The organism is Legionella fallonii LLAP-10, from assembly GCF_000953135.1.
GTDB classification, from domain to species: domain Bacteria; phylum Pseudomonadota; class Gammaproteobacteria; order Legionellales; family Legionellaceae; genus Legionella; species Legionella fallonii.
Genome location: NZ_LN614827.1, coordinates 1,498,777 through 1,511,689, shown reverse-complemented (window position 1 = coordinate 1,511,689; position 12,913 = coordinate 1,498,777). Strand labels below are relative to the sequence as shown.

Here is a 12,913-nt window from a genome sequence, read left to right as displayed (position 1 = left end):
ATCCTCAAAAAGTGTAGAGATTGTTGTATAACAATCTAAGTAAGAGGCAATCTTATTTAAATACTTATTTACTACATCAAATATAATTAACATAAAAACACCTAAAATAAAATAGGTTAAATATCATTCATACTATGCTATCCCTATTTCATTTAAAATTTCGGCAACAACGATTGCAGGATTTAAAGCCTGAGTGATGGGCCGCCCCACAACAAGATAATCACTCCCTTCATTAACAGCTTGTCGCGGAGTCATAACGCGTGATTGGTCGTCCTTTGAATTACTTGATAATCTTATTCCTGGCGTTATAGTTAAAAACTCAGTCCCACATATTTGCTTAATTGTTTTTACTTCGTGAGCTGAACTGACCACACCATCTAACCCAGCATCTCGAGCTAAAGACGCAAGATGCTTTACTTGTTTCTCAATAGAACAATTAATTCCTAAACCGGCTAATTCCTCTTCTTTAAAACTTGTTAAAACGGTTACAGCAATAAGCAATGGTTTGTGACTGCCATATTCTTTTATTGCTTCTTTTGCGGCCTTCATCATGGTAAGTCCGCCAAGTGCATGAACATTAATCATCCATACCCCCAACTCAGCGCAAGCTTTACATGCTTTTGCAACTGTATTAGGTATGTCATGAAACTTTAAATCGAGGAACACTTTGAACTGCCTATTGATTAGCGACTTAACAAAATTTGTTCCAAACAAGGTAAACATTTCACTACCCACTTTTAATGCACAATGAGTAGGATCCAGTTTATCAATTAGATTTAAAGCATCATCCTGATTATCAAAATCCAAAGCGACTATAAGCTTGGACGTCATTATAGCACAACCTCACCATTTCTGGTCACTATTAAAGCATTTTTTACAGCAGAAACAACTTTCATTTGCTCGTTTTCATCCAGATAAGGATGCATAGGCAAGCTGATAACGTGGTGGCTAGCTTTTTCCGCATGGGGGAAATCACCGGCTTTGTAATTTAAATAACTTAGTGCTTTTTGCTGATGCATGGCAACAGGATAATGTATTGCAGTTGGAATCCCCTCCGTTTGCATTGCTTTTTGAAACAAGTCTCGGCTCTCTACCTCAATCGTATATTGAGCATAGACACTTGTGTTATGTGGTAGAACATGAGGGGTTTTTACTACAGAAGAAAGCATTTGGTCATAACGTTTAGCCACTTGTTGACGCAATTGGATCTCTTCAGGAAATAGTTTCATTTTCTCAATTAATATAGCCGCTTGAATAGTATCCATTCTTCCATTGATACCAATTCGACTATGGCAGTAACGAGCATTTTGTCCATGTATTCTTATTTCAATTAACTTTTGTGCAATATCATCATCGTTAGTAAAGCAGGCACCTGAATCGCCATATCCCCCTAAGGGTTTAGAAGGGAAGAAACTTGTACAGCCTATAGTAGACAAGGCACAAGAATGTTTACCTTTATAGGTAGCACCAAAGCTTTGAGCCGCATCTTCAATAATAGGAATACCGTATTGATCAGCAATTGCATTAATTGCATCATGCTCAGCACATTGACCATATAATCCAACGGGTATAATTGCCTTTGTTTTCTTAGTAATTGCAGCTTCCAAGTGCTTGGGATCTAAATTATAAGTTAAAGGATCGATATCAACAAAAACAGGAACCGCATGACAAAGACTAATTACTTCAGCGGTTGCAAAAAAGCTAAAGGGACTTGTAATTACTTCATCGCCAGGTTGAATATCCAATGCCATCAGTGCCATTAGTAGTGCATCCGTACCACTAGCATTAACAATCGCGTGTTTAACACCTACAAAAGAGGCTAATTGCTGCTCAAGCGCTGCAATTTCAGGCCCCATGATATATTGACCATGATCCAAAACTTTTTTTATACTATTTAAGATATTATTTTCTATTAAAGAATATTGTTTTTTTAAATCAATAAAATGCATTTTAATCTCACTCTAATCGTAGTAGGTGTCCATCCCCCATTTCTACATCCCGCGCTTAGCCACGGGCTTAGGAATCCTCGCCATTATAAGATCCTGCGAACAAGTCGCGGGAAGCCTAAGGAGAGATAACCATTTACCTCTAGTCCCCTTCCAAACCATGAATAGGTTTCATTCTTCCCCATTGTTTACAACTTGGACAATGCCAATGTAAATGTTTACTACCAAAACCACAATGACCACATCTGTATATAGGTTTATTTTCTAAAAACTTACTAGTAATGTCATAAAGCATTTGCAGCTTTTCTCGAACCTTTCCATGAGCGGATTCTAGATGCCAATAAATTAAGCGATTTAACCCTTTAATTGAAGGATGTTTACTTAAATTATCCGCAACAAAATCTATAGCAACATCCATATCTTTAGTTTGACGTAAATACTCAGCAATAACGAAAATTATTGAAGCCCTTGGATGTTCAATCAAGGCATGTTCAAGATAATGAATGCAATCAGCCATTGAATCTAATTCTTTGTGACAAAAAACTAAAGGCTCAATAATTTCTGATAAAAACTCAGCATCTTGCTCTGGAACGCGTTTTAGCGAGCGAATGGCATGTTTATATCGCCCTTCTCTTATTTCTATATTAGCATTCATCAAACTGGCTCGGACAGATTGCGTATCGACATTCATTGCTTGTCTAATACAATAAATGGCTCTATCCAAAGCATTTATTTTAAGTGCCTGACTAGCCATTTCACAATAATAATGGGCTGCCTGATGATGAAGACTTGTATTTGTTGAAATTTCTAATTTTTTTATAATATCTAATGCCTTTTCCCAGGCTTTCTCTTGTTGATATATTGCTAATAATCCTTGTAAGCTGCTTGTTTCTTTGCTTCCACCTAATTCAACAACTTCTAAAAAAATGCGTTCGGCTCGATCGAATACTCCGGCTCCCATATAATCTTGGCCTAAAGCCATCAAAGCCTCTTTTCTTTGTAATAAGCTAAGTTGCGGTCTTGCAATTAAGTTTTGGTGAATACGAATAGCCCTATCTACTTCTCCTCGGCGTCTAAACAAACTACCTAACGCTAAATGTGTTTCTACCGTATCACTATCTACTTCTAGTAATTTTATAAATATGTCTACTGCTTTATCAGATTGTTCGTTTAATAAATAATTAAGTCCAACTACATATTCACGTGATAAACGATTACGTATATGCGAATCTTTATCTGAATTATTGCGATTTGCTATCCACCACCCTGACCAAGCAGCTGCAGGCAACAATAATGGCCATAAATCAATCATTTATTAATTTCCCTCTCTGCATATTGGGTTTCCTAATAATAAAAGAATTAGTGCTGATCCTGCAAAGGAATTGAGCGTAAATTTTTGATTTCTTTTTCCGTTAATCTTAATTGATTTTTTATTTTACGGTATTCAATTTTTAAACGCCAATAACGAGATATAAAAAGTAGAAATCCGATTAAAATGCCAACCCCCAGCATAATGGTCATAAGAACCGATATAGGCATGGATACTGTTTTAAAATAAAAGTTAACGTCCACGGACGAAGCATTTAAAGCTGCAAAACTAACGCCAATAATAATAAGCACTATATATATAACCAGCATTAATAGGCGCATTTAATATTCCTTATTATCTTTAAGCTAATGAAGCATCATATCATGATCTTTTATTAACTAAACAAAAAAAGCGTAGATCACTCTACGCTTTTTTAATTATTTGCTATAAAAAGACTATTCGCCTTCTTTACTTGCCATTTTTTCTTTTAGCAAATCACCAAGAGTAGTTGTTGATGAGCCTTCAGTTCTAGAGTATTTTTTGATCGCTTCAGCTTCATCTTGAGCATCTTTCGCTTTAACTGAAAGAGCTATTGATCGGCTCTTACGATCAACATTCATGATTTTAGCTTCAATCTCATCACCCTCTTTAACAAGAGTGGTAGCATCATCAACTCGTTCATCAGATAATTCACTAGCACGAATAGTACCAGTAACTTCATCTGATAATGCCACTGTAACGGACTTAGCATCAACGGCGATTACTTTACCTTTAACTATCGCACCTTTAGTGAACTGCTCAACAAAGCCTGTAAAATTATCTCCTTCAAGCTGTTTTAACCCTAAGGAAATACGCTCACGCTCAGGATCTATAGCTAGAATAACGGCTTCTAATTCTTGGCCTTTCTTGAATTGTTTTACAGCTTCTTCACCAGCAACAGTCCAGGAAATATCAGACAAGTGAACCAGTCCGTCTATTTCACCATCAAGACCGATGAATATTCCAAAATCAGTAATAGAACGAATCTTACCACTAACTTTTTGGCCTTTAGCATGGCTTGCAGCAAATTGTTGCCATGGATTGCCTACGCATTGCTTCATACCCAAAGAGATGCGACGTCTTTCTTCATCAATTTCGAGAACCATAACGTCAACAACATCACCCATAGATACGACTTTGCTTGGATGAACGTTTTTGTTAGTCCAATCCATCTCGGACATGTGTACTAAACCTTCTACGCCTTCTTCAATTTCTACGAAGCAGCCGTAATCAGTGATATTAGTTACTTTACCTTGTAATTTTTTGTTCAAAGGATATCTTTCAACTAAATCAATCCAAGGATCATTTCCTAATTGCTTCATACCGAGAGAAACACGGTTTCTTTCGCTATCAAAACTTAATACTTTTACTTTAACGTCTTGGCCAACTGATAATAGTTCGCTTGGATGTTTAACACGTTTCCAAGAAATATCAGTAATATGCAACAAGCCGTCGATGCCACCTAAATCGATAAATGCACCGTAATCGGTAAGGTTTTTAACAATACCATGTAGCTCTTGACCATCATGCAAGGACTCAAGTAATGCTTGTCTATCAGCACTGCTTTCTTCTTCCACAACTGCACGACGAGAAACAACGATGTTGTTTCTTTTCAGATCCATTTTGATTACTTTAAATTCTAATTCTTTACCTTCAAGGTAAGAAGGATCTCTTACAGGTCTTACGTCAACTAATGAGCCAGGTAAAAACGCGCGTATAGTACCAATTTCCACTGTAAAGCCGCCTTTGACTTTACCAGAAATAAGACCAGTAACTGTTTCATTGTTTTCATGACACTTGGATAATTTGCGCCATGCTTCCTGACGCTTTGCTTTTTCTCTTGAAAGCAGCGTTTCGCCGTGGCCATCTTCAACTGAATCTAATGCCACTTCGACAGTATCACCAATGCTAACTTCCAATGCGCCATCTTTGTCATAGAATTCTTCTACTGCAACAATACCTTCTGATTTTAGACCGGCATTTAAAGTGACATAGTCATCATCTATATCAATGACTTTAGCAGAAATAATGGCACCAGGATAAAATTGAGCACCGCTAATACTTTGCTCAAACAGTTCTTTGAAACTTTCAGACATGTTAGTAAACTCTTTAGTAAAAAAATGAAAGAATGAGTTCCACCCATCTTTCCCCCGTAATAGCTATGAACTTTTCAAGCGCTCATCCGTTAATTTTAATACAATATTAAGCACTTGTACAATTGATAGCCCAGTTGTATCAATCTGTACTGCATCTTCAGCAGGTTTTAATGGCGCATGTGTGCGTGCTATATCCCTTGCGTCACGTTTAGCCAGTTCTTCTACAACTTGCGCGAGGCTAACATTAATTTGTTTTTCTTTCAACTGTAAAAAACGTCTATTTGCTCTTTCCTCTTCACTTGCATAAAGGAAAACCTTCAAAATGGCATTGGGAAATACTACAGTACCCATATCACGCCCATCAGTGACTAGTCCAGGGAGTTTTGCAAATGCACGCTGCCGCTCTAATAAAGCAGCCCTTACTTCAGGAATTACAGCAATTTGTGATGCATCTTGTCCACATTGTTCTGTGCGAATTTGCTCATTTATAGATACATTATCCAATATTACACTGGACTCATTATTTCCCACAGACTCAAAACGAAGATCTAAAGTACGCGCTAAATGGGTTAATTTATCAGTTTCGTGAGTTTCTATATTATTTTTTCTTGCCGCATAAGCTAAAACACGGTAAATAGCACCACTATCAAGCATATTCCAATGAAGATGTTTCGCGAGCAGGAGACAGATAGTCCCCTTGCCTGTCCCACTTGGTCCATCCAAAGTAATAACGGGTACATTTCTGTCATGCATTATCAATTATTTCCTCTAGTCGAAAATGAAGTTTAGTTGCTGTAGATACAAAGGTAGGAAAAGATGTCGCTACATTAGCGCAGTTCTTGATGGTTATTGGTGTCTTGGATACAGCGCCAGCAATAGCAAAAGACATGGCAATACGATGATCCCCCCTGCTATCAACCACCCCTCCCTGCATGGTTCCTCCTTTAATAACCACTCCATCATCAAATCCTTCAGCCTCTATCCCAAGCGCAACAAGTCCGTCAACCATAGCCCCTATACGATCGCTCTCCTTTAGTCTCAACTCTTTCGCTCCTTTGAGCGTTGTTTGACCATGAGCACATGCTGCAGCGATAAAAATAATCGGAAACTCATCAATTGCTAAAGGCACCATAGCAGGAGATATATCAATTCCTTTTAGCGGAGAATAAGTAACGTGTAAATCAGCGACGGATTCTTCCCCCCACTGACGTTCATTGATCATTTCTATATTAGCACCCATTTCCCTTAATATATGAATAATGCCTGTACGTGTTGAGTTAATACCCACGTTACGTATTACAACATTAGCGCCAGGAATAATAGTTGCCGCGACAATAAAAAAAGCGGCTGAAGATAAATCACCGGGAACATTAATTGTAGTTCCGAAGCATTCGCTATCTGCATTAATTTCTATTGATTGCTCAGTCTGGTGTATGGGATAAGAAAATGTTTTTAACATCAATTCCGTATGATCACGACTCACACCTGTTTCTGTTATTTTGGTAGTCCCTTTTGCATAAAGGCCAGCTAATAAAATACATGATTTTACCTGGGCACTTGCTTCTGGCATTAGGTAACTGATTGCTTTTAGCTCCTTCCCACCTTTTATAATAATCGGAGGCTTCCCTTCATTGGTTATAATCTCTGCCCCCATTTGAATTAATGGTTTACTTATTCTCAACATAGGTCTTTTCAGCAAACTTTCATCGCCAGTCAACTGACTATCAAAAGGCTGTGCAGCAAGCAGTCCCGCAAGCAAACGCATACTTGTTCCTGAGTTTCCACAGTCAATAACGTGGTTTGGCTTTTTTAAGCCGTATTTACCTACTCCATGTATTATTACTTGCTGATTTGTAGGCCCCTCAATGACGACCCCCATTGATTGAAAAGCAGCAAGAGTGGCCATACAATCGTCTCCATCAAGAAAACCATTGATGACTGTAGTACCTTTTGCTAAAGAACCAAAGATGATGGAGCGATGAGAAATAGATTTATCACCAGGGACAGTAATCTCACCGGCTATAGAATGAACGGGACTACTCACGAAGTTAAGTATGCTCACTAACTATTTTCCTTCTCAAATTGAAACATAAAATGAATTAAGGAATCGACGCCAGCCATCGGCATCGCATTGTACAGACTGGCTCTAAGTCCCCCTACATAACGATGTCCTTTTAATGCATAAAGTCCTTGTTGCTCTGCCTGGGTAATGAATTTCTGCTCCAATTCTTGTTTTTTTAGTGAAAAACAGATATTAACTATAGAGCGCGCCTCTTTTTCCACAGTAGTTACATAAAAATCCGTTGAATCAAGATATTGATATAATTTTGCTGCTTTTAAACAATTCTGTTCAAATAATGCACTAACACCACCGCGCTCTTTAATCCAATTAAACATTTTCTCTGCTAAATAACAATTAAATACCGGGGATGTGGCATAAAGAGAATGGTTTTCTGCTTGAATTTTATAGTTCATCATGGTCGGAACAACTGGAGTGGGTAATTTTTCTAATAAATCATCACGAACAATGACAATAGTTAAACCCGCATTAGCAATATTTTTTTGAGCTCCAGCAAATATTAATCCATATTGCTTAATGTCTATAGGCTCACTCAGTAAGCAGGAAGTCATATCAGCGATCAAAGGAATACTGGCGATTTGAGGAACGTAGGGAAATCGAACCCCATTTACTGTTTCGTTAGGGGTATAATATATATACGCAGTCTCTTTTTTTATGTGTAAACTATCTGCTGTAGGTATGGATTTAAACCCATTTCCCTCACTACTCACAATACAGTATGCATTTTTAAGATGTTGCGCTTCCTGAAGGGCCATTTGAGACCATATGCCGGTAACAATGTAGCCAGCCTGCTCTTGTGGACTCAAGAAATTCATGGGAATCATAGCAAACTGCATTCGAGCGGCGCCGCCTAAAAACAACACCTGGTAATTCTCTGGTATATTCAATAACTCTCTTAGAGATTGTTCTGCATGCTCTAAAAGTTGGGTAAATTGCGGCGTTCTATGCCCTAGTTCAAGTATGGAAATACCATGGTCTTTCCAGTTCAAAAACTCTTCCTGAGCCTTTTGAAGAATAGGCTCAGGTAACATTGCTGGACCAGCACCAAAATTATAAATCTTGGTTTTCATCGTTATTTTCTTCAATTTCAGTTGAGTCCACATCATCAAAATCATCGGATTCATCAACTAAATCTTCAATTTTTTGCATACCGACAACGTGCTCACCAGAACTGACATTAATCAGACGCACTCCTTGGGTATTTCTTCCAATGACAGATAATTCATTTACTTTAAAGCGAACTAAAGTTCCTTTATCAGTAATAAGCATTGCTTCATCACTATCTGTAACTTGTACTGAGCGAACTACTTTTCCATTACGTTCAGTAACTTGAATAGAGATCACGCCCTGGCCGCCTCGTCCTGAAACACGATACTCATCAATATGAGTACGTTTTCCATAACCGTTTTCTGTCGCTGTGAGAATAGTACCTTCAGGATGAACCACAACAAGAGATATCACTGCTTGATCTTCTTCGATTCTAATCCCGCGAACACCTCGAGCAGTACGTCCCATTGGTCTTACTTTATTCTCATCAAAGCGAATTACTTTTCCTGCATCGGTAAATAACATGATATCTCTAGTACCATCAGTAATATCAACACCCACTAAGCTATCATCTTCATCCAAATCTACAGCGATAATTCCGTTAGATCGAGGTCTGCTAAAGGCTTCAAGGGATACTTTTTTAACAGTACCTTTCTTCGTTGCCATAAATACGTAATTTTCTTCTTTATATTCACGTACAGGAAGCATGGCTGTAATTTCTTCGTGCTCAGTCAATGGGAGAATATTAATAATAGGTTTGCCGCGCGAAATACGACTGGCCAAAGGCAATTGATATGCTTTTAACCAATACAGCTTGCCGTGGTTAGAGAAACAAAGCAACGTATCATGAGTACTTGCAATCACTAATCGCTCAACAAAATCTTCATCTTTTACGTTGGTTGCTGATTTACCTTTGCCACCGCGACGCTGCGCCTGATAGGCTGAAATAGGCTGGTACTTGACATAACCTTGATGTGATAAGGTTACCACTACATCTTCTTCAGTAATTAAATCTTCAATAGTTAAATCTTCTTGGGACGCAGTAATTTCAGTACGCCGCTCATCACCAAACTGAGTCTGTATTTCGACTAACTCATCACGAATCACTTGCATTAATCGTTCGGGAGAGGCAAGTATATCCAGCAATTCTTTTATTAGAAGTAATAACTCTTCGAATTCATTTAGAATTTTATCTTGCTCTAAGGCAGTTAACCGATGCAATCTCAACTCAAGAATTGCCTGGGCTTGTTCAGCAGATAACCTATATCCATCAACATTCAAGCCAAATTCGGTACCTAAATCATCCGGTCTAGAAGCATTGCTTCCAGCTTTTTCCAACATTGCTCTAACTAAGCCTGGCTCCCACGCTTTAGCAAGCAATGCTTCTTTTGCTTCTTGCGGTGTAGGCGATTGTTTAATCAGAGCAATCATCTCATCAATATTAGCTAAAGCAATCCCAAGCCCCTCTAATAAATGAGCCCGGCTTCTTGCCTTTTTCAATTCAAATATCGTTCTTCTAGTGACGACTTCACGTCTATGCTTAATAAAGTATTCTAAAATTTGTTTTAAATTGAGGGTACGTGGTTGCCCATCGACTAAAGCGACCATATTAATCCCAAACACATTTTGCATTTGAGTGTGTGCGTATAGATTATTTAAAACTACATCGGCAACTTCATTACGCTTTAATTCAATAACAACGCGCATACCCTGCTTATCAGATTCGTCTCTTAAACCCGATATTCCTTCAATTTTCTTGTCTCTAACTAATTCCGCAATACGTTCAACTAGGCGTGCTTTATTTACCTGGTAAGGTAGCTCATGAATAATGATGGCTTGACGCCCAGACGACTCGTCCGTTTCTATCTCCGTTTTAGCACGGATGACAACTCGCCCCTTCCCAGTACGATATCCTTGAATAATTCCTGCTCGACCATTAATAATAGCCGCTGTAGGAAAATCTGGTCCTGGAATAATTTCCATTATGTCATCAAGGCTCAGCTCAGGATCGTCGATCAAAGAAATACAGGCCTTAATAACTTCCGTTAGATTGTGTGGAGGAATATTCGTTGCCATTCCAACCGCAATTCCTGATGATCCATTGACTAATAAATTAGGTACTCTAGAAGGTAAAACGACAGGAGCAAACTCTGTCTCATCGTAGTTAGGGCTAAAATCAACGGTTTCTTTATCTAAATCAGCCAATAATGCATGGGCTAATTTAGACATTCGTACTTCGGTATATCGCATAGCAGCAGGCGCATCACCATCAACAGAACCAAAGTTTCCTTGGCCATCAACTAAGAGATAACGCATGGAAAAAGGTTGAGCCATACGAACTATTGTATCGTACACAGCCGTATCACCATGTGGGTGGTATTTACCGATGACATCCCCCACCACACGGGCAGATTTTTTATATGGTTTATTCCAGTCATTGTTCAGCTCACTCATGGCAAAAAGAACTCGCCTATGAACGGGCTTTAATCCATCACGAACATCCGGCAACGCCCTACCAACAATGACACTCATTGCATAATCCAGGTAGGATTGCTTTAGTTCGTCTTCTATGTTAACTGGTAAGACTTCTTTGGCTAAATAAACCATGATTTGGACGTATCCTTATTCGATGATTAAGATAAATTCAGCGTAAGAGGATACCATACAGACAGGTGTAATTGAATCATCAACACCAGGAATCTATTTAATCAGCAAAAATTCCCTATAAAACTCATCTTTAATTGAGGATAATTCTACTAAAATAATATATTTTCCTGTTCATCCATAAAATTCTCTACCATAATATAGTTAGTATCGGAAACATTGATTTTCTCAATCTATAAATCTAGAGAAATAGTTGAGTTCCAGCCGTTTTTCTAGATTTTATTCCAAACATTAATACTAACAATTAAAGAGTAAATTAATGTTTAAATTGACTGCGGGTAGCCATTTTTATATAGTTCCGCACAGTAAGATTACTATGAATGCTTATAGTATAAAAATAATCAGGAGACGCAATGACAAAAAAGACAGCTAAGCTAAGCATTGAAGGGCAAGAACCACTTGAACTACCAATCTATACTCCTACTTTAGGTAATGATGTAATTGATATTACCCAACTTGGAGCAAGCGGTGTCTTTACCTTTGATCAAGGTTTTTTATCAACAGCCTCCTGTGAGTCTAAAATCACCTATATTGATGGAGATAAAGGCGTTTTGTTATATAGAGGCTATCCTATAGAGCAACTCGCAGAGAAAAAAGACTTTCTTGATGTCAGTTACCTCCTGCTTAATGGTGAATTGCCTGATGAGGAAGAAAAGAAAGAGTTTGTTAATTTAATTAACAACCATACCATGGTACATCAACAAATGTATCAGTTCCTTAATGGATTCCGTCGTGATGCGCATCCAATGGCCATTATGGTAGGTATTGTTGGTGCTTTATCAGCATTCTATCATGACACCATGGATTTAAATAACGCACAAGATCGTTTTATTTCTGCAATTCGCTTAGTTGCCAAAATGCCTACTTTAGCCGCAATGAGTTATAAATACTCCACTGGCTTACCTTATATGTATCCACAAAATAAAATGACTTATGCGGAAAACTTTTTACATATGATGTTCGGAGTTCCCTCAGAGGATACTACTCCAGATCCAGTATTGGTCAGAGCCATGGACACCATCTTTATTCTGCATGCAGATCACGAACAAAATGCATCTACATCTACTGTTCGTCTCGCGGGTTCAACTGGCGCCAATCCATTTGCTTGTATTTCAGCTGGAATTGGAGCTTTATGGGGGCCTGCTCATGGTGGTGCGAATGAAGCATGTCTTAATATGCTAAAAGAAATTGGCGATGTCAGTCGTATAGGACATTATATAGAGAGAGCTAAGGATAAAAATGATCCTTTCCGTCTAATGGGCTTTGGACATCGTGTCTACAAGAGTTATGACCCAAGAGCAAAAGTCATGCGTCAAACTTGCTATGATGTTTTGGAAGCAGTCGGTGCAAAAGATGAACCCCTATTTAAGTTGGCCATGGAATTAGAACGTATCGCTCTTGAAGATGATTATTTTATTGAGAAAAAACTCTATCCTAACGTCGATTTTTATTCTGGTCTTACTTTAAGTGCTATAGGTATCCCAACGAACATGTTCACGGTTGTATTCGCCTTGGCTCGTACCGTGGGCTGGATGAGTCACTGGATGGAAATGGTCGCTAGTAAATCAAGAATAGGCAGACCACGTCAGCTTTATACTGGTGAAACTGAAAGGGACGTAAAATAATCCTTATGTAATGTAGGTTGGGTCAAAATGGCTCATAGCCATCAAAATGAGATAAATTTCCCTCTCCCCCTCAATGGAGGGGGAGAGGGAATAAAAGGTAGAATACT

The 12,913-nt window shown here is 38.3% G+C and carries 10 protein-coding genes; 1 reads left to right on the top strand and 9 read right to left on the bottom strand.

What is annotated here, in order from left to right:
• Positions 1-132 precede the first annotated feature (132 nt).
• The 9 genes from pyrF to gyrA all read right to left on the bottom strand — a co-directional run bounded on the left by pyrF (position 133) and on the right by gyrA (position 11,124).
• Positions 133-831: an orotidine-5'-phosphate decarboxylase gene (gene pyrF, locus LFA_RS06145; RefSeq protein ID WP_045095405.1), complete on the bottom strand. Its 699-nt coding sequence runs from the start codon at positions 829-831 to the stop codon at positions 133-135.
• Positions 831-1,949: a DegT/DnrJ/EryC1/StrS family aminotransferase gene (locus tag LFA_RS06140; protein WP_045095404.1), complete on the bottom strand. Its 1,119-nt coding sequence runs from the start codon at positions 1,947-1,949 to the stop codon at positions 831-833. The genes pyrF and LFA_RS06140 overlap by 1 nt, the downstream gene beginning before the upstream one ends.
• 139 nt (positions 1,950-2,088) lie before the next feature.
• A complete protein-coding gene (gene lapB / locus LFA_RS06135; protein WP_045095403.1) occupies positions 2,089-3,258 on the bottom strand; it encodes a lipopolysaccharide assembly protein LapB in 1,170 nt (389 codons plus the stop codon).
• Positions 3,259-3,305: 47 nt separating this feature from the next.
• Positions 3,306-3,596, bottom strand: coding sequence for a lipopolysaccharide assembly protein LapA domain-containing protein (locus tag LFA_RS06130; protein ID WP_045095402.1), 291 nt, complete (start codon positions 3,594-3,596; stop codon positions 3,306-3,308).
• A 114-nt stretch (positions 3,597-3,710) separates the two neighbouring features.
• Positions 3,711-5,390, bottom strand: coding sequence for a 30S ribosomal protein S1 (rpsA, locus tag LFA_RS06125; protein ID WP_045095401.1), 1,680 nt, complete (start codon positions 5,388-5,390; stop codon positions 3,711-3,713).
• Positions 5,391-5,453: 63 nt separating this feature from the next.
• On the bottom strand, positions 5,454-6,143 hold the full coding sequence (cmk, locus tag LFA_RS06120; RefSeq protein WP_045095400.1) for a (d)CMP kinase: 690 nt from the start codon (positions 6,141-6,143) through the stop codon (positions 5,454-5,456).
• The gene (gene aroA, locus LFA_RS06115) at positions 6,136-7,446 is read right to left on the bottom strand and encodes a 3-phosphoshikimate 1-carboxyvinyltransferase (RefSeq protein ID WP_157010418.1); all 1,311 of its coding nucleotides are present in this window, start codon (positions 7,444-7,446) and stop codon (positions 6,136-6,138) included. Before aroA ends, cmk begins: the two co-directional genes overlap by 8 nt.
• Before the next feature lie 5 nt (positions 7,447-7,451).
• Positions 7,452-8,540 (bottom strand): 3-phosphoserine/phosphohydroxythreonine transaminase, encoded by a 1,089-nt coding sequence (serC, locus tag LFA_RS06110; protein ID WP_045095398.1) that lies wholly within the window; start codon positions 8,538-8,540, stop codon positions 7,452-7,454.
• Positions 8,521-11,124: a DNA gyrase subunit A gene (gene gyrA, locus LFA_RS06105; RefSeq protein ID WP_045095397.1), complete on the bottom strand. Its 2,604-nt coding sequence runs from the start codon at positions 11,122-11,124 to the stop codon at positions 8,521-8,523. Before gyrA ends, serC begins: the two co-directional genes overlap by 20 nt.
• A 410-nt stretch (positions 11,125-11,534) precedes the next feature.
• On the opposite strand from gyrA, the gene gltA reads away from it, so the two are divergent.
• Entirely contained in the window at positions 11,535-12,806 is a 1,272-nt protein-coding gene (gene gltA, locus LFA_RS06100) for a citrate synthase (protein ID WP_045095396.1), read from the top strand.
• Positions 12,807-12,913: the final 107 nt, after the last annotated feature.

Excerpts from the sequence above, each read along its gene's own strand:
- pyrF (WP_045095405.1), bottom strand. The coding sequence starts at position 831 with ATGACGTCCAAGCTTATAGTCGCTTTGGATTTTGATAATCAGGATGAT.
- LFA_RS06140 (WP_045095404.1), bottom strand. The coding sequence starts at position 1,949 with ATGCATTTTATTGATTTAAAAAAACAATATTCTTTAATAGAAAATAAT.
- lapB (WP_045095403.1), bottom strand. The coding sequence starts at position 3,258 with ATGATTGATTTATGGCCATTATTGTTGCCTGCAGCTGCTTGGTCAGGG.
- LFA_RS06130 (WP_045095402.1), bottom strand. The coding sequence starts at position 3,596 with ATGCGCCTATTAATGCTGGTTATATATATAGTGCTTATTATTATTGGC.
- rpsA (WP_045095401.1), bottom strand. The coding sequence starts at position 5,390 with ATGTCTGAAAGTTTCAAAGAACTGTTTGAGCAAAGTATTAGCGGTGCT.
- cmk (WP_045095400.1), bottom strand. The coding sequence starts at position 6,143 with ATGCATGACAGAAATGTACCCGTTATTACTTTGGATGGACCAAGTGGG.
- serC (WP_045095398.1), bottom strand. The coding sequence starts at position 8,540 with ATGAAAACCAAGATTTATAATTTTGGTGCTGGTCCAGCAATGTTACCT.
- gyrA (WP_045095397.1), bottom strand. The coding sequence starts at position 11,124 with ATGGTTTATTTAGCCAAAGAAGTCTTACCAGTTAACATAGAAGACGAA.
- gltA (WP_045095396.1), top strand. The coding sequence starts at position 11,535 with ATGACAAAAAAGACAGCTAAGCTAAGCATTGAAGGGCAAGAACCACTT.